Annotated in this window: 17 protein-coding genes; 2 read left to right on the top strand and 15 right to left on the bottom strand. The window is 35.8% G+C overall.

The features are described from left to right. Position 1 precedes the first annotated feature (1 nt). From rfbB to CKV74_RS04895, 15 genes are all read right to left on the bottom strand, one after another. Positions 2 to 1,018: a dTDP-glucose 4,6-dehydratase gene (rfbB, locus tag CKV74_RS04965; protein ID WP_007242049.1), complete on the bottom strand. Its 1,017-nt coding sequence runs from the start codon at positions 1,016 to 1,018 to the stop codon at positions 2 to 4. A 23-nt stretch (positions 1,019 to 1,041) separates the two neighbouring features. Continuing rightward, on the bottom strand, positions 1,042 to 2,457 hold the full coding sequence (gene wbaP / locus CKV74_RS04960; protein ID WP_007241914.1) for an undecaprenyl-phosphate galactose phosphotransferase WbaP: 1,416 nt from the start codon (positions 2,455 to 2,457) through the stop codon (positions 1,042 to 1,044). Positions 2,458 to 2,467: 10 nt separating this feature from the next. After that, positions 2,468 to 3,232, bottom strand: coding sequence for a DUF4422 domain-containing protein (locus CKV74_RS04955; protein ID WP_007242039.1), 765 nt, complete (start codon positions 3,230 to 3,232; stop codon positions 2,468 to 2,470). Beyond that, positions 3,229 to 4,164 carry a glycosyltransferase family 2 protein gene (locus tag CKV74_RS04950; protein WP_007241979.1) on the bottom strand — a complete coding sequence of 312 codons (936 nt, stop codon included), beginning with the start codon at positions 4,162 to 4,164 and terminating at the stop codon, positions 3,229 to 3,231. The genes CKV74_RS04955 and CKV74_RS04950 overlap by 4 nt, the downstream gene beginning before the upstream one ends. 71 nt (positions 4,165 to 4,235) lie before the next feature. After that, positions 4,236 to 5,384, bottom strand: a complete 1,149-nt coding sequence (gene glf / locus CKV74_RS04945; RefSeq protein ID WP_095176820.1) for a UDP-galactopyranose mutase — start codon at positions 5,382 to 5,384, stop codon at positions 4,236 to 4,238. After that, positions 5,381 to 6,946, bottom strand: a complete 1,566-nt coding sequence (locus tag CKV74_RS04940; RefSeq protein ID WP_007241948.1) for an aminoglycoside phosphotransferase family protein — start codon at positions 6,944 to 6,946, stop codon at positions 5,381 to 5,383. Before CKV74_RS04940 ends, glf begins: the two co-directional genes overlap by 4 nt. Continuing rightward, positions 6,933 to 7,319 (bottom strand): HAD-IIIC family phosphatase, encoded by a 387-nt coding sequence (locus tag CKV74_RS04935; RefSeq protein ID WP_007242046.1) that lies wholly within the window; start codon positions 7,317 to 7,319, stop codon positions 6,933 to 6,935. Before CKV74_RS04935 ends, CKV74_RS04940 begins: the two co-directional genes overlap by 14 nt. 10 nt (positions 7,320 to 7,329) lie before the next feature. Continuing rightward, the gene (locus tag CKV74_RS04930; protein WP_095176819.1) at positions 7,330 to 8,040 is read right to left on the bottom strand and encodes a glycosyltransferase family 2 protein; all 711 of its coding nucleotides are present in this window, start codon (positions 8,038 to 8,040) and stop codon (positions 7,330 to 7,332) included. Between the two features lie 22 nt (positions 8,041 to 8,062). After that, positions 8,063 to 9,076 carry a WavE lipopolysaccharide synthesis family protein gene (locus CKV74_RS04925; RefSeq protein WP_095176818.1) on the bottom strand — a complete coding sequence of 338 codons (1,014 nt, stop codon included), beginning with the start codon at positions 9,074 to 9,076 and terminating at the stop codon, positions 8,063 to 8,065. Continuing rightward, the gene (locus CKV74_RS04920; protein WP_095176817.1) at positions 9,076 to 10,032 is read right to left on the bottom strand and encodes a hypothetical protein; all 957 of its coding nucleotides are present in this window, start codon (positions 10,030 to 10,032) and stop codon (positions 9,076 to 9,078) included. The genes CKV74_RS04925 and CKV74_RS04920 overlap by 1 nt, the downstream gene beginning before the upstream one ends. Before the next feature lie 79 nt (positions 10,033 to 10,111). Further along, positions 10,112 to 10,267, bottom strand: a complete 156-nt coding sequence (locus CKV74_RS10655) for a type II toxin-antitoxin system YafQ family toxin (RefSeq protein WP_197691646.1) — start codon at positions 10,265 to 10,267, stop codon at positions 10,112 to 10,114. Positions 10,268 to 10,311: 44 nt separating this feature from the next. Continuing rightward, a complete protein-coding gene (locus CKV74_RS10545; RefSeq protein ID WP_007242006.1) occupies positions 10,312 to 10,641 on the bottom strand; it encodes a hypothetical protein in 330 nt (109 codons plus the stop codon). Between the two features lie 39 nt (positions 10,642 to 10,680). Further along, positions 10,681 to 11,412 (bottom strand): ABC transporter ATP-binding protein, encoded by a 732-nt coding sequence (locus CKV74_RS04905; RefSeq protein ID WP_007241916.1) that lies wholly within the window; start codon positions 11,410 to 11,412, stop codon positions 10,681 to 10,683. Continuing rightward, positions 11,409 to 12,200 carry an ABC transporter permease gene (locus CKV74_RS04900; RefSeq protein WP_095176816.1) on the bottom strand — a complete coding sequence of 264 codons (792 nt, stop codon included), beginning with the start codon at positions 12,198 to 12,200 and terminating at the stop codon, positions 11,409 to 11,411. Before CKV74_RS04900 ends, CKV74_RS04905 begins: the two co-directional genes overlap by 4 nt. Beyond that, the gene (locus tag CKV74_RS04895; protein ID WP_164703785.1) at positions 12,193 to 13,374 is read right to left on the bottom strand and encodes an acyltransferase family protein; all 1,182 of its coding nucleotides are present in this window, start codon (positions 13,372 to 13,374) and stop codon (positions 12,193 to 12,195) included. Before CKV74_RS04895 ends, CKV74_RS04900 begins: the two co-directional genes overlap by 8 nt. Before the next feature lie 359 nt (positions 13,375 to 13,733). Between CKV74_RS04895 and pyrG the strand changes: the two genes are divergently transcribed. Together pyrG and CKV74_RS04885 are read left to right on the top strand one after the other, a co-directional pair. After that, the gene (gene pyrG / locus CKV74_RS04890) at positions 13,734 to 15,371 is read left to right on the top strand and encodes a glutamine hydrolyzing CTP synthase (RefSeq protein ID WP_007241971.1); all 1,638 of its coding nucleotides are present in this window, start codon (positions 13,734 to 13,736) and stop codon (positions 15,369 to 15,371) included. Between the two features lie 188 nt (positions 15,372 to 15,559). Continuing rightward, positions 15,560 to 16,756, top strand: coding sequence for a glycosyltransferase (locus tag CKV74_RS04885; protein ID WP_095176814.1), 1,197 nt, complete (start codon positions 15,560 to 15,562; stop codon positions 16,754 to 16,756). The last annotated feature ends 6 nt before the right edge of the window (positions 16,757 to 16,762 follow it).

Raw genomic sequence — 16,762 nt, 5'->3', positions numbered from 1 at the left:
TTTATTTATCTGTATTTTCTAAATACCACTTCACGGTTTTACGAAGTCCTTGTTCAAAGCTTGTTTGCGGTTGCCAAGCTAACTCATTATAGATTTTTGAGCAATCCAATGAATAGCGTACATCATGGCCCGGGCGATCTTGCACATTGCGGATCAAATCTGTATAGCGCTTAATATGACTCGGTTTGTTCGGCACAAATTCTTCAAGCAATTCACAAATAGCATTAACGACTTCAAGATTCGTTTTCTCACAATTTCCACCAATATTATAGCTTTCACCAATCCGACCTTCTGTCAGCACTCGATACAAAGCTTGCACATGATCATCGACAAACAGCCAATCGCGAATTTGCTGCCCATCACCATAAACCGGCAATATTTTTCCACTAAGCGCATTTGAAATTATTAAAGGAATAAGCTTTTCTGAATGCTGGTAGGCGCCATAATTATTGGAACTATTCGTAATGAGTATTGGTAAGCCATATGTACGATGCCAAGCTTGTACTAAATGATCACTAGCGGCTTTAGATGCCGAATAAGGACTACTTGGATGGTAAGGTGAATGTTCGGTAAAAGCGGGTTCCGTAAGTGATAAATCACCATAAACCTCATCGGTGGATATATGATGAAACCGAAAAGCCGACTTCTTAGCCTCGCTCAAGCTATACCAATAATTTTTAGCAACCTCTAACAAAGTATAAGTCCCCACAATATTGGTCTGAATAAAATTAGCAGCGCCTGCAATAGAGCGATCCACATGGCTTTCCGCCGCCAAGTGCATGACTGCATCGGGTTGATAGCGTTCAAAAGCCATTTGTAAAGCTTTCTGATCGCCAATATCTATTTGTTCAAAGCTATATCGAGGATTAGCTTCCACAGACTGCAAAGCCAAGTGGTTTGCCGCATAAGTTAGCTTATCAAGATTAATGACGTTATCATTTGTGTGATTAATCAAATAGCGAATCAACGCTGAACCAATAAACCCCGAACCACCGGTAATAAGAATTCGATTAGCCATTAACAACACTCGCTATAATCACACTAATAAGCACCATCTCTTTTGAGTACCACTTTAAGGGTTTTCAATAAAATAACCAAATCATTCCAAAGCGACCAATTTTTGGCATACCAAGCATCAAAATAAACGCGATTTTCATAGCTTACATTATTACGTCCGCTTACCTGCCATAATCCGGTCATACCCGGCTTTGCCATTAAATAATAGTCCACATCATCCCCATAATAAGCTAACTCTTCTTGGATAATCGGGCGAGGGCCAACCAAACTCATTTCGCCTTTCAGGACATTCCAAAGTTGTGGTAATTCATCAATACTAGTTCGACGCATAAACTTACCCAGCTTAGTGATACGCGGATCATTTTTAAGTTTGAAGTCTTGTTCCCATTCGGCTCTGGCTTGTGGATCGGTTGCTAATAAATTTGCTAAAACCGCCTCAGAATTACTCACCATGGTTCTAAATTTTAAACAATTGAAGGTTTTCTTGCCCTGGCCTATACGTGGATGACGATAAATTACCGCTCCGCCATCCCGACAAATCAGTAAACTCAATAATAAAAACAAAGGAGATAACACGATCATCAATAGCGTAGAAGCCACAACATCAAAAATCCTCTTGATTAATTTGGATGATCGTTTAGCCAAATTATTATTAACTCGAAATAGTACCATTTCTTGGCTAAACAAAAAGGACATGTCGGTACCATAAAGCGGAATGCCTCGAAAATCAGGAATAACCGAAATAGAACGACACCCTTTACGAATCAAATAGCGTAGCCAGAAATCCTGTTTAGTACTATTTTCCTCATCTACTGCAAGAATAAACTGAGTAAAATCAACCGAAACCAAACGCATAAGTAATTCTGGGTTATGTCGCATCACCGGAACAGCGTCAATAAATTCAGAATTGTACTCTTCCGTAGTAACAAATAGTTTTATATCTAAACCCAAGTAAGGTTCATTATTCAATGCATCAAAAACCTCTTTAGCATTCTTACCATTACCGATAATGATTGTTTCCTTTAAATACCATCCGGTTTTTATTAATACATTTTTTATGAGAATCCGCAAAAGAGGTACCAAAACAAAAATACACCCCCAAGTCACCGACCAGAAATAACGAGAAACATAAAGACGGGAAAAAGCGACTATCGCCAATTCAATAATAAAAAGAATCAGTAATGTACGGAAAATTTCTTTTAGCTCAAACCAGAATGGTTTTCGATAAGTATAGTGTCGTAGGCGTATCCAAAACCATAGCACACCAACGAGAGATACACAGGCATGAATCAATACATAAGCATCAAACTCATCCAACGGAAAATAAAAACGACCGCTACGGGCAATATCCAATACCTCATAGGCAATGAATAATGAGCTAAAAAGTGTTAAAAAATCAGTGGCTAGTAGGATAAATTTACACCACGTAATTTTATGCATAGCGCAGTCCTTATCTTAAAAATTTCCGTTTTAATAAATTGATCGCTTTTTTAAACAAATGTTCGCCTTCTAAATTTACTACCGACACTTCACAAATTTTTAACTGACGATACACCAACCAAACATTAAACAAACGCTCAGCTATAAAACCAAAAACCCTTTGCTGATAGGCATCATAGTCTTGTAGGTCTAAACGTTTTTCTAACTCAAAAAGAATCCTAAACAACCAATCACAATAAGCATCAAAATCAGTTTTCTTTAGCACGAACATATTATAAAGATAAAGCGTTTTCCCCTGCATTACTCGATTAAAAGCGGGAATATAATCAGGAAAATATTCTTTGATAATGTCTCTGGCACAATCAAGATCACTAATATGATGAGCATGCCGATAATGGCTATAAATACTTTCAATCCAATAATTGCGATGTCGAGGCACAATCGCATCGTAGTTTTGCATCAATGTAAAGATCTCTGATGCCGATAAAATAGCTTTCCCTTTTAGCTGACAACCTGAACCTTTAAAAAAACGGCGATAATGAGTCAACCCAACATAATCACAATCAGCAAAGAAATGATTTTTCCAAGCCCAGTAAATTGCAGTAAGCTCACAAAAATTTTTATTTTTACCGGAAATATTGATTCCTTCATTATCAGATAAAATGCCTAAATCCACAGTACTCAAGACTCGACCGACCTGAATAGGTTGATAAATTTCATCTTGAGGAAAGTCATAGGATTTATGGGTAACCGTTAGGATTTTTATCTGCTTCATGACGCTTTTAAATACTCTTTATGATGAGAAAAATCACCGCTTAGCCCATGCCACATCGCACGCCAGGCGAATAGTAGCCGGGAAATACTCGGTTGGGTAAAAGCATAAAACCACGTGGTTTTAACAAAAAAGGCCAAGGCATAAACAAGTCCTTTATGTTTGGCAAAAGTAGCTATCGTATTACGACAAAAACAATATTGTTTTAAGTCAGAATGAGCGTTATTAAAACGCAATTTACCAAAAAACATGGGTTCGGAAATTGAACTCGCAATAGGATGATAAAACAATGCATCAACCACGGTTAAAATTTTAGCGCGATTCACTTCAGCACGCATCGTGTACTCCCGTTCATCTCCCCAAATGAAATATTCCTGCATAGGCAATCCCATCTGACGCACCAGTTCTTTGCCAATCAAGGTACCATTAAAAGGTAACACTATGTCTTTAATTTGATTCTCTACTTTTAAAGAATCGGGGATATCTGAATAGCGATCGATAACCTGTAATGTTTTTGGTAAACGCAAACTAAAGCTCAGTTTCTCTGTACCCTCACAATCAATCACTACTGGACCGATATAACAATTATCAGTCGTATAAGGGATTAGTTTTTCGAGACAATCCTCCGCAGGAAAACCATCATCATCCATCAACCAAATATAATCAAAGCCTTGCTCAAAGGCATATTTGATTCCCTCATGGAAGCCTCCTGCTCCACCTCGATTTTCAGGCAGTGTAACCAAAGTGAACGTATCACTATTTTTCCAACCATGCTGTGCTAAAAAATCTACTGTGCCATCAGTACTCGCATTATCAATTACCACAACATGAGATAGTGCGTGAGTTTGCTCTTTTAATGCATTTAAACAATGCAGCAATAATTTTTTGCGGTTGAAAGTAACCACCACCGCACAAATTGATTTTTCAGTACGCATAATCAACTCAATCTTATTAAACAAAAGCCATACACGAAATCGTATATGGCTCGATACAAAGTTCGCTACACTTAATCCATATTCACATAAAATGATTTAATGGCGCTCTGTTTTTCTAACGATTCTTTCACCGCATCAGCAGTTTCTAACGCTTCTTTAATCGTCACATCCATATCCAAATAACGATAAGTACCTAAACGCCCCACAAAAGTCACTTGCGTTTCTTTATTTGCCTTTTCAACATATTGTTGTAAAAGTGCTTTATCTTTTACTAATCGAATCGGGTAATACGGAATATCATTTTCACCACATACGCGGCTAAATTCACGATAACAAATTGTTTTCTCGTGTTGTTCCCATGGTGCAAAGTGTTTGTGTTCTGAAATACGAGTATATGGTACTTCTTCATCACCATAGTTAATTACCGCATTACCTTGGAAATCGCCTTCATCACGGAATGCCTCAAAATCTAAGGTACGATAACCTAAGCGGCCTAACTCAAATCCGAAGTACGCATCTAACGGACCTGACCAGAAAATATGATCAAATTCTGCTTTCATTGATTCAGTAAATGGCGTATTTAAACGTACTTCAATATTTTCATGATCTAAAATTGCGTCCACAATTTGTGTATATCCCTCTTTCGGCATACCTTGGAATTTATGTGCGAAGTAGTTATCGTCATAGTTAAAGCGCACAGGTAAACGTTTTAAAATACTTGCTGGTAACTCTTTTGGCTCAACACCCCATTGTTTTTTCGTGTAACCATAGAAAAACGCTTTATACAAATCCTTACCGACAAAACGCATTGCTTGCTCTTCAAAGGTTTGTGGATCGGTAATAGACAAGTCTGCTTGAGCCTCAATTAAAGCTTTTGCTTCTTTCGGTGAGCAAGTTTTGCCAAAGAATTGGTTGATGGTATGCAAATTAATCGGTAATGAATACACTGCGCCTCGACTAATCGTTTTTACACGATTAACAAACGGCATAAACTCACCAAAGTTGTTCACATAAGTCCATACTCTTTCATTATCCGTATGAAAAATATGTGGGCCATAAACATGCACCATAACATTAGTTTCAGCATCACGCTCGGAGTGGCAGTTACCTGCCACATGGCTACGAGAATCAATAACAACGGTTTTATAACCATTCTCTGCTAACTCGCGAGCGATGACCGCACTTGAGAAACCAGCACCGACTAGAAGGAATTTTTTCATCTTAACCAATCAACATACAATCTTAATGCATTAGCTAACATAGCTTCCTGTCTATGTGGCTTATCAAAATGTAATGGAATCATAGACAAGAACAATAAAATTGTTGGTGCAATAATTTGTTTATTTGTCACCTCTGGCAGTAATTGTACTTCCATAAAGGAGCGCTGAATTTCCTCTAAACGGTTATCTACATTGAAATTCAGTTTCACTCCCAATTGCTCTGATTTTTCCAGAGTAAAGGAGTCTGCAATAATAAAATCATACAAACCAATAAATGAGTGACAAAGTTTTGCTAGATCATAAGTTTGATTGCCATAAATGGTTAATTCTTGCTTAGCATTTAATCCACGAGGGTCGATAACTTTAATACCATTACTGCGAGAATCAAACATAATATTGCTAAAACACAAATCACCATGGCTTACCGTTAATACTTCAGGTAATGCTAATGTTTGTTCAATACACTCTTTAGCTATTTGACGCAAACTTGGTAGTTGAACACCGTTATAGCGGGTTGGTTGATCTAAGTCGATACCCTGATGTTTAGCATAGGTCTCAAGACGGTCATAGGTTTTATCGGCATACAATGCAACCGAATCCTCATGAATCTTTTGGCAAAGTTCTTCATCACCATTTGGAAAACATTTTCTAGACTCACTCATATAAAGAGCAATCAGACTCAAAATATTGTCCCAAAAACCTACGGTATTTTTACCATGAACAAAAATCTCATTAAGTGGTAAAAATGGCAAATATTCGGTTTCATAAAACGGATTACCTTGTTCTGTGATACCTGATTGAATAAGTTGCGGAGTGAAACGTCTCAATCTTACCGGTAACTCCTTAAACCAATTAGCCTCAGCTTCAATTTTTCTTGGTGGCGTACCTGATTTCCAAACAACGCCATTTTCAATTTTTAATGAATTAAATGCACGCTGTGTGGTAATTGCTGAACGAGAACGGAAATAGGTATTTATATGCCCTAAGTCATACCAATTATCAACTTCTTTATATACTAAACTAGGCTCTTCATTTGCATACATTTGAACCGACTTAGTAAAATTTCCCTGAGTTGTTGCTAAGGCACGAATTAAATTTTGAGTAGATGTAAATGAAAAATAACCGCACCAAACCAATTTATTATCTTTTTTCTGTTCAAATTCCCATCCATAATCATCTTGAGTCGTTGCCAACGCAATACAATCTTTTTCTTGAGGAAATGAATTAAGTAAAGTATCGCCATGTAATAGTCTCAATACATCACCATCAAATCCGACAGTATTTAAAACATAAAGAACTGCCATCCCAAGAGAGATACCTTCAGGAACAGAGACAGTTTGAATATTCAAACTTTCCAAAAGCGACTTTTCATCAATACTCAAAGCATAGTTTTTAGGTAACGAAACAACAATACGTTGATGACGCCCAAAACTCTGCCGTAAGGCTGTGACTTGATATGTTAAAAGCTTGCGATTACCAATAGGTAAGAAACAAGGCGGAATAGCACCGAATTCATTACGGAATTCAACATTAACATAGTCTGCTGAATTAATTAGAATCATATTCACCATCCATTTTTGTTAATTTACGAATCTCATCGTAAGTTAAATTAATAAATTCATCGGGACGCAATGCTCTATCATCCACATAGAACCCATCATGACCACACCAAGGTTTTCCTACATAAATTTCATCATAAGGTACACTATGGCGATCTAACCAATCCATAATAATTGGCAAAGTATTCACATTAATCTTCCCGACATTTCCCTCATAAGTTCGCATATTACGGCTTGAGCTAATAACGATTTCAAAGCCCTTTGCTTTATATTCGCGTAACTTTTCAATTACCGGAATTATCGGTTTAGCATTTCTATAATCGCCATTCTCTGTAAGAGTAATGGTATTATCTAAATCCATAATTAAACGTTTCATATTATGGCTCCTACTTATTTAATAATGCTAGATATTCATCCGGTGTTCCACAAAATAAGATCTTATCTGTAGGAATTAAATCATAGAAAACATTTTTCCCTTGGGAAATCAATTCATTATAAAGTGGCGCTATGTAATATTCATTTTTTGTAGTATTACCTGAATGTTTGGCATCTAAAAACAATTTTTCAAATACAGATTTATTTTTAAAATAATATAAACCATCGCTACACAAATCAGAGATTCGTTCTTTCTCAGTGGTGCGAATAACGTTTTTAGACGATCCATCAGGCATAGCAAAAGACCAATGGTCTCCTTCACCTTTAAAAACTTCTAGATAACCATCACATTCATTGACCCAATTTGGTTTCACAAAGTCAATTATTCTAGAATCGATATTAAAAATATAAATCTCTTTATCTTCTTTAATATGCTTGATACCTTGATAAACTGTATCAGCCTGACCTAAGGTTTCTTCGGGTAAACAAACTAATTCATAATCAGTGATACCTAAGTTTTTAATTTCTACTTCTAGAAAATCCTTAGTTTTATAAACATCACGATAAATAAAAACAAATTTATCTGATTTGAAATATCGCGCAAAAGATTTTACGGACCAAGCAAAAACACTTTCACCGTTTAAATCAAGTTGATATTTAGGTTTAGTATAACCTGCTTTAAAAAAACGGGAGCTTAATCCCGCCATTGGGATGACAAACATAATGAATTCCTAAATATATCAATTAAAATAATTTAAACTTCAATACAAATTTAGTGATTAATTTTCTAAATTTAGATGGATACCAATAATCTTCAATTGGTTTCACTAACTTCATCATAAAACGTAATAGATTTTTTTTCTTATTACGTGCAACTCCTGCTAGATAATAACCTTTATCTACAAATTTAGGCTTGGTTAAATTAATGTAGTTATAATACCAATCAGCGAACATGATACAATTCATTGAAGCAAACATTGAATGATAGTCTCGATGATATTTAGGGAAATTAAACCCTATTTGCCAAGGATCTAGAACAACAACCTCACGCGCAAGAAATTCTCTATATGACTCCATCACCTCAATCCGCGCATCATTATGGTATTGAGGAACAACATAGCCTAATTTATTTGCATAAGATACTGTCAAGTACTGTTCTACAACTAATCTTGGTAAAAGCTCTCTATCCCAATAGGTACTTCCTTTCGCATAGTCATGAGATAAGTACCATTCAGCATCTTCCTTTGTCAGATGTTCACATCCCCAGTATTCTAACAATCGTTGTGTAGTTCCAAACTGAAACCAATCACTAGTATGAAACGGCATATGATGATAAGTTGTTCCATCAATAGTAAATAAAGAACAAGTTACAATAGTACTATCGCTTCCAAATTTCTTAAAATAGTCTAAAAATCCAGCATGCGTTAGCTCAGCATCTGAACGCATCTTAACTGCATATTTAGTTTTTGTTTTTAACAATGCATTATATGTAGATACAATTTGTCTATTAATATTATTCTGATGAGCAGGATCTACTCTATGAATACCAATAAATGAGCCAGGATCTTTATTAAATATAATTTCATCTAATTCCCATGAATCTGGAATTATAGATCCCTCCCAAGTAGATAATATTACCTTACAACCCGGAAGAATTTTTTTTAATTTTTTTAAGGTATCATGAAATACAAGCCCATCTTCCGCAGTATATGGTTTTGTTGCACCTTGAAAAATGACTGTGATATCTTTTGGATTCATTATAAATCTCCATTAATGTTATTTATACTAATTCTAATAGTGTTCTGCATATCTCTACTAACTCTCTTAACTCCAAAAATATTATTAATATCAAACACAGACCATTTGATATTTTTTCCATCAATGAGTTCAGTATAGCCTTTAAAATATTCTGCATTAGAATCCACTATTGCATTAATATCTCTAATATTTATTTGGTACTTTAACAACCTTAAAACCAACAAGTTAATTATATACTTTAATGCTTTATAGGTGATTCCATTTCTATCAAATAGAGCTAGATACTTATTTATATATTTAAAAAATGTATGATCGAATCTATGCACTTCAGAAAAAATGTATGGAAGTCCGTTATTCTCTATATTTTTCTTATTCGCAAATGAAGAAAAAATAATCTCTTCTTTAGGATATTGTCTATTACTTTTTAATAAATTAGGGTTTTTATCAACTTCTTTAATAAGCTCTTCCAATAATGATATTTCATACATGGAACCTTCTATTTGAGAGCCTAGCAAGTGATTATTAAAGAAGTTCATCATAGGAAGATCTTTTAGTGCTCTTCTGCCTACCCACCAAAATGAATCTTCGCTTATAGGACGTTGATTAAAAATATTTTTTCTATTTTTCACATAGTCAAATACACCTTTTTTAACAAGCATGTCATTTGAAGAATGGAAAATAACTTTTTCTGCATCACCTAAAGTTAGTATATAGCGAATATTTTCTAAATGTGCATTTAAAATCCCCCCCCAACTAGTTTCCATTTGTTTAGGGTTCACCAACACATTATTAACATTTTCTTTAGATAATTCAGATTTCAAATTATCTAAAGAAAATGCTGCACCTTTTGATAAATGCAAAACAATCATTGCTTCGGGGAAGAACTTATAAAAATTCTTAGCTTGATCAATGATTATTTCTATTTTTTCATGTACGGGGATTGAAATATATATCATTTTATTTAAACAATTCAGAATGAGAGCCAACTCTATATAATGTTATCTCTTGTTTTCTATATCTCTTTTATATAAGTAATCAATCAGGACGGCCACGACATTCTAGATAGCCAATATAATTGCCTATTAAAGCATGTTCTTTATACTCTCTAGGCAGTAAATTACCTGTTTGAAGTAACTCAATAACCTTTAAAATAACACCTTTAGCCTTTGAGTTATTCTGATATTTCTTCACGTCCTTTTTTGAATTGACTAGTCAAAATAACATCAAACATAGTGTTACCAACCTAAATCTTTTTTAAGCCCATCAATATTAGAATATCTATATAAATTAATATTGTTTTCTGCATCATAAATTGCTTGCATTGTTTCAGCATTAGGTTCTACCAGTCCTGAAGGAAGCTCAGCCGTTGGATGAATCTTGTCACGAAAAACATTCATCATCCATTCTTCAAGATTTTCTCGCTGAATACCTGAAACAGAACCATCATCTTCTACCACCGAATAAAATTTTGCCACCTTGGAAATTAGCCAAAGTGACAATTTCTTTAGCCAGTTGCTAAGGGCGAATATCATCACGCTTAAATTCAATTCCTGAATTTTCACCATTTTCTAAAATTTCTTTTAACTCGCCTTTATTCATAGCTATTACCCTGCATAAAGTGGGATCACATCTTCAGCGTTACCACTGGCTCGAACAACGCCTTTATCCAACCAAATCACATTTTGGCAAAGCGCTTTAACTTGATCGATAGAATGGGAAACAAAAAGCAAAGTTGTGCCACCAGAGAGCATATCTTCCATACGTTTTTTACATTTTTCTTGGAACGCGGCATCGCCTACGGCAAGCACTTCATCCACAATTAAAATTTCAGGTTTCACAATGGTTGCCACGGCAAAGCCTAGGCGCGCTGCCATCCCTGATGAAAAGTTTTTAATTGGCACATCCACAAAATTTTGCAGCTCAGCAAACTCAATAATTTCATCAAAATGCTGCTCCATAAAGGCTTTTTTATGCCCTAAAAGTGCTCCATTAAGATAAATATTTTCTCTTGCGGTAAGTTCACCATCAAAACCAGCACCTAGCTCAATAAGAGGAGCAATATTGCCATGCACTTCAACAGTACCTTTGTAAGGTTTTAAAATGCCACAGATTAGTTTTAAAAGTGTGGATTTTCCTGAACCATTAGTACCAATTAAACCCCAAGATTCCCCACGTTTTACTTCAAGATTTACATCTTTTAACGCCAAAAACTCTTGAAACATCAAATCACCTTTCAGCATTTTGATTATGTATTCTTTTAGCCCATTGAAGCTTTCTGTCGCCATATTAAAGCGCACAGTAGCATCGGTAACTTTAATCACAGTGTCGTTCATCATATATATAAAATAAATTCGTCTTGTTTTTTATTGAAGTACCATGCGCCAAAAATTAACGCAATAAAAGCAACTGCAAAGCCTGCTAGAATTAATTTCAAATCAGGAAATGTTGCAGATAAAATAATATTTCTAAATTGTTCAACATATAAATACATTGGATTTAATGCTTTATAATAAAACAAATATTTCTCAGGGATAATAGATACAGGGTAGAATATTGGAGTACAATACATCCACATAGAAATAAATACTCCCCATAAATACTGAACATCTCTAAAGAATACTGTCACCGCTGCTAAAAATAAGCCAACTCCCAAACTAAATATAAACACCTGAAAAATAACAATAGGAAAAAATATTAAGGCTAATGAAAAATCAGCCTTAGTTACTATCATTACTAATAATAACGCACCTAATGAAAATACTAAATTAACCAAAGAACTTCCGACTTTTGATATAGTAAATACATATTTGGGCACATAAGTTTTTTTCAATAGTGCAGCATTGCCAGTAATAGACCCTACTGACATATTTGTTGCTTCCACCATAAAATTAAAAATAATTTGCCCAGTTAATAGGTAAAGAGGGAAATTAGGAATGTTTGATCTAAAAATATTAGAAAATACAAATACTAAAACTCCCATTAACATCAATGGGTTTAAAACACTCCAAAGATAACCTAAATAACTTCTTCTATACTTTAATTTAACATCTCTTACAACAAGCTGTTTTAATAGCTCATTAAATGCATAAAATCGTTTAAACTTTGATACTAATTTATTAATCATTTACCCCCCTAAACTTATTCAAGTTCAAAGCATTAGATACGTTTTGAAAAGTAATTTTTGTTGACTTTATTTCTATTTTCTTATGAATAAAATATGAAATAATAATACTAATTCCTGCTGAAAAAAGAACAGCTGCCGATCTTGACATAAGACCATGGTTAATAATTATTGTTAAACAAAAGTAACCAATATATGAGTGACAAAGATAAAGTGAATAACTAATATCGCCCAAAAAAGCCATTATTCTATGTTCCTTCATCTTATCATTATAAGAAAATGCAAGACTAAACACTAGAATAGCAATCGCAAACCAACTCATTAAATTATTTATAGGCTGGTAAAGATGCTCAGGTCTAAGCTGCATCAAGGTATACATGAATGAGAAATACTGCCACAATAAAACATATATTAAAGTATTTAATTTGATTCTAGATTTAACATACAAGAAAAATGACGTCCCCATTAACATAAAAGACATCAAGTATGAAGCCTTGATAAAAGTACCAACATTGATGAAATTAAATTTTTGAAAAATAATATCTGAATGATGGGATATGAATACTGAAGTAATATGAAGTAGCAAGCCAAGAATAATCACATCAAAAATAGAGATCGTCGGTCTTTTAAAAATTAATGAAAAAAGTTTAAAGAAACTTACTGATACAACATAAAAGGCAATCTCAATACCAAGCGTCCAAGCAACAGGATCTAACCATCTTGTTCCAGCAATATAGGTATTTAACCCAATAAAATATGAAGTTACAACATCAAAGAATGAATATGGATATTCCTGTATATCATTCTTATAAATGAAATATCCAATCAGAGCAATTATCATATTCAGAGTAAATACTACAACATAAGTTGGATATAACCTGAAAAAACGCTTAGATAAGAATTTTTTAAGGTTATATTTTTCAATCGAAATGGGTATTACAAAACCACTGATTAGAAAAAATACAGCCACACCGAATGGCCCCATAAAGGCAGGAAAATCACTAGGTACAAGCTCTCTTGTTATCCAAGGATAGCTAGGTTCAGGAATTGGAGGAACATTAATTAAAGAAGATAAATGCGCATTATCCACAAAAAAAGCAGCCCCTAAATGACAGAATAATACGCTTAAAACTGCGAGCCCCCGCAAGTAATGTGCAAAAAGATATTTCTCATTCATAAAAATACCCCACATAATAGCGCATGATAGCTCTTCTCCTCTTCACATTCCTATAAAGAAATTGCTGGCATTATACAGAGAACCTAAATTTACACAATCAAAATCCCGCATTGTTTTTATGGACAAAGCACTACTTTGATAACCATTTGCAATTGATTTTATTTGTGTTTTTTAGAAATTTTTGAATTGTAATTGCCGTTTGAGTTCGCGCCCCAATTCCTGTAGACTATCCGCCCGTCCTGATAGCCACTTATCTCAATCCAACTCTCAAAATTCTTCACTTTTGAAAACCGCATCTTTTAGCGCTGGTTTGTGATTGGCTCAACCTTTATATATCCCAACATCTTTTAGGATTATCTATGACTACAAATTATATCTTTGTCACGGGCGGCGTGGTTTCTTCCTTAGGTAAAGGCATCGCCGCAGCATCTCTTGCGGCAATTTTGGAAGCCCGCGGACTCAACGTCACTATTATGAAATTGGATCCTTATATTAACGTTGACCCGGGTACCATGAGCCCTACCCAACACGGTGAAGTATTCGTGACCCAAGACGGTGCTGAAACCGATCTCGACCTAGGTCACTATGAACGTTTTATCCGCACCAAAATGACCAAACGCAACAACTTCACCACCGGTAAGATTTACTCTGAAGTATTGCGTAAAGAACGCCGCGGCGACTACTTAGGTGCAACGATTCAGGTTATCCCGCATATCACCAATGAAATTAAAGATCGTGTCATCGCCGGAGCACAAGGCCATGATGTGGTAATTGTGGAAGTGGGCGGTACGGTTGGTGATATTGAATCCCTACCATTTTTAGAAGCGCTACGCCAACTTGCCGTGCAAGTCGGTCGTGAACATACTCTATTTATGCACTTAACCCTCGTGCCATATATTCCGACTGCGGGCGAAGTAAAAACTAAACCAACTCAACATTCCGTAAAAGAATTATTGTCCATTGGTATCCAACCGGATGTTTTAATCTGCCGTTCAGATCGCATGATCCCACCAAATGAACGCGCTAAGATTGCATTATTCTGTAACGTACCGGAACGTGCTGTCATTTCACTCAAAGATGTGAATTCAATCTATCAAATTCCGGCACTACTAAAATCCCAAGGTTTGGATCAATTTGTTTGTCAACGTTTTGGTCTCAATTGCCCGGAAGCAGACCTTTCTGAATGGGAACAAGTGCTTTATCAAGAAGCCAACCCGGTTGGCGATGTCACCATTGGTATGGTCGGTAAATATACTGAATTGCCGGATGCCTATAAATCAGTGAATGAAGCCTTAAAGCATGCCGGTTTGAAAAATCGTTTAAGCGTACATATCAAATACATTGATTCACAAGATGTAGAAACTAAAGGCACTGATGTATTAAAAGGCCTAGATGGTATTTTAGTCCCTGGCGGCTTTGGCTACCGTGGTGTGGAAGGCAAAATTTTAACCGCGCAATATGCCCGTGAAAATAACGTGCCTTATTTAGGTATTTGTTTAGGGATGCAAATTGCCTTGATCGAATATGCCCGCCATGTTGCCGGCTTAGAAAAAGCTAACTCCTCCGAATTTGATCGCAATTGCGAACAACCGGTTGTTGGTCTTATCACCGAATGGCAAGATGCTGAAGGTAATGTGGAAGTTCGTGATGATAATTCTGATCTCGGCGGTACTATGCGTCTTGGGGCACAACAATGCCACTTGATTGAAGGTTCCAAGGCCCGTGAACTTTATGGTAAAGAAACCATTGAAGAACGTCACCGTCACCGCTATGAAGTAAATAACAACCTACTTCCGCAAATCGAAAAAGCCGGCTTAAAAGTAACAGGTTTATCTGCGGATCGTAAATTAGTAGAAATCATCGAAGTTCCAAATCACCCATGGTTTGTGGCTTGTCAATTCCACCCGGAATTCACCTCCACACCTCGTGATGGTCATCCATTATTCGAAGGTTTCGTAAAAGCGGCTAAACTTCGCCAAGAAAGCGAGTCAAAATAAACCGCTAACTCAAAGAAAAAGTGCGATTCAATGAATCGCACTTTTATTTTATGAAGCGAATAAAAATTCCCACTTAATCAAAATAAAATCCCCCTAAAATAAAAAACCTACCACATTTCCGCTATAATACTGATGTTTCGCCGTAATGCCGGCACTTAAGTAAATCAGCATAATTAAAGGAATCCAAAATGACTGCAACAAAGAAAACCGATAAAAAGACGATTTGCTGGAATGCTATCGTAAAAAATGAGTCAGCAATCATCGAACGCTGCATGAGTTCCATGGTTGATCAAATTGATTATTGGGTTGTGGTAGACACCGGCTCAACCGACGGCACCCAACAAATCATTAAAGATTTTATGGCGAAACATAAAATCCCTGGTGAATTAGTTGAACGACCTTGGGTCAACTTTTCCCACAATCGTAGCGAAGCATTGGAATTGGCTGAAAACAAAGCCGATTATATTTTCTTATGCGATGCCGATATGACCTTAGAAGTGATCGATCCAGAATGGAAATCACAGTTACAAGGCGCACCAGCCTATTCCGTCATTCAAAAAAATACCGCCATAAGATATTCCAATATTCGTCTAGTAAATGGTCGATTAACCGGCCGTCAGCGTTACCGTTATTGGGGAGCAACCCATGAATACTGTGATTCTATTGAAGGCAATGGTACTTCAGAATTATTGACCGGTATCGAACTTCCAGATTTTACAGACGGAGGTTCTAAAAGTGATAAATTTGAACGCGATGCCAAATTATTAACTGCTGAAATTAGAAAACTGAAAGCGCTCGAAAAAGCCAGCGAAGCAAAAAAACAAAAAGCAATGGAAGAAGGTCTCTGGGATCGTAGAGAAGGTCTCATCCAACGCTGTACCTTCTATTTAGCACAAACCTGGCATGACTCCGGTAATCTGAAAAAAGCATTAGATACCTACAAAAAGCGGGTCGCACTTGGTGGTTGGGTAGAAGAAATTTATTACTCATTACTACGAATTGCGCAATTAAAAGCACAATTAGATTACCCATTAGATGAAGTGCAACAAGCATTTCTCACGGCTTATGAATACCGCCCACAACGCGCTGAAAGTTTATATTTCTTAGCGCGTCACTTACGCCTTAATGATCGGATTAAATTAGCCTACATCTACGCAATGGCTGCGGTAAGTATTCCACCAAGTAATGATAGACTCTTTGTAAACTACCCAATTTACGAATGGCAAGCTAAGGACGAATTGGCAGTAAGTGCTTACTGGGTAGAAAATTATCAACTTTGTCATGACCTCTGCGTCGAATTATTGGCCAATCCAACAATTCCTCAGCGTGATAAAGAACGTTTCCAAGCAAACCTAAATTTTGCTAAAGAAAGATTAACGCAATAACAGTAT

The organism is Haemophilus pittmaniae, from assembly GCF_900186995.1.
GTDB lineage: Bacteria > Pseudomonadota > Gammaproteobacteria > Enterobacterales > Pasteurellaceae > Haemophilus_D > Haemophilus_D pittmaniae.
The sequence above is the reverse complement of the archived record's forward strand: the minus strand, read 5'-3'. Positions and strand labels throughout refer to the sequence as shown.

Excerpts from the sequence above, each read along its gene's own strand:
- CKV74_RS04885 (WP_095176814.1), top strand. The coding sequence starts at position 15,560 with ATGACTGCAACAAAGAAAACCGATAAAAAGACGATTTGCTGGAATGCT.
- CKV74_RS04940 (WP_007241948.1), bottom strand. The coding sequence starts at position 6,946 with ATGATTCTAATTAATTCAGCAGACTATGTTAATGTTGAATTCCGTAAT.
- CKV74_RS04925 (WP_095176818.1), bottom strand. The coding sequence starts at position 9,076 with ATGAATCCAAAAGATATCACAGTCATTTTTCAAGGTGCAACAAAACCA.
- CKV74_RS04950 (WP_007241979.1), bottom strand. The coding sequence starts at position 4,164 with ATGCGTACTGAAAAATCAATTTGTGCGGTGGTGGTTACTTTCAACCGC.
- pyrG (WP_007241971.1), top strand. The coding sequence starts at position 13,734 with ATGACTACAAATTATATCTTTGTCACGGGCGGCGTGGTTTCTTCCTTA.
- CKV74_RS04895 (WP_164703785.1), bottom strand. The coding sequence starts at position 13,374 with ATGAATGAGAAATATCTTTTTGCACATTACTTGCGGGGGCTCGCAGTT.
- wbaP (WP_007241914.1), bottom strand. The coding sequence starts at position 2,457 with ATGCATAAAATTACGTGGTGTAAATTTATCCTACTAGCCACTGATTTT.
- CKV74_RS10545 (WP_007242006.1), bottom strand. The coding sequence starts at position 10,641 with ATGGTGAAAATTCAGGAATTGAATTTAAGCGTGATGATATTCGCCCTT.
- CKV74_RS04900 (WP_095176816.1), bottom strand. The coding sequence starts at position 12,200 with ATGATTAATAAATTAGTATCAAAGTTTAAACGATTTTATGCATTTAAT.
- CKV74_RS04935 (WP_007242046.1), bottom strand. The coding sequence starts at position 7,319 with ATGAAACGTTTAATTATGGATTTAGATAATACCATTACTCTTACAGAG.
- CKV74_RS04930 (WP_095176819.1), bottom strand. The coding sequence starts at position 8,040 with ATGTTTGTCATCCCAATGGCGGGATTAAGCTCCCGTTTTTTTAAAGCA.
- CKV74_RS04920 (WP_095176817.1), bottom strand. The coding sequence starts at position 10,032 with ATGATATATATTTCAATCCCCGTACATGAAAAAATAGAAATAATCATT.
- CKV74_RS04955 (WP_007242039.1), bottom strand. The coding sequence starts at position 3,232 with ATGAAGCAGATAAAAATCCTAACGGTTACCCATAAATCCTATGACTTT.
- CKV74_RS04905 (WP_007241916.1), bottom strand. The coding sequence starts at position 11,412 with ATGATGAACGACACTGTGATTAAAGTTACCGATGCTACTGTGCGCTTT.
- glf (WP_095176820.1), bottom strand. The coding sequence starts at position 5,384 with ATGAAAAAATTCCTTCTAGTCGGTGCTGGTTTCTCAAGTGCGGTCATC.
- rfbB (WP_007242049.1), bottom strand. The coding sequence starts at position 1,018 with ATGGCTAATCGAATTCTTATTACCGGTGGTTCGGGGTTTATTGGTTCA.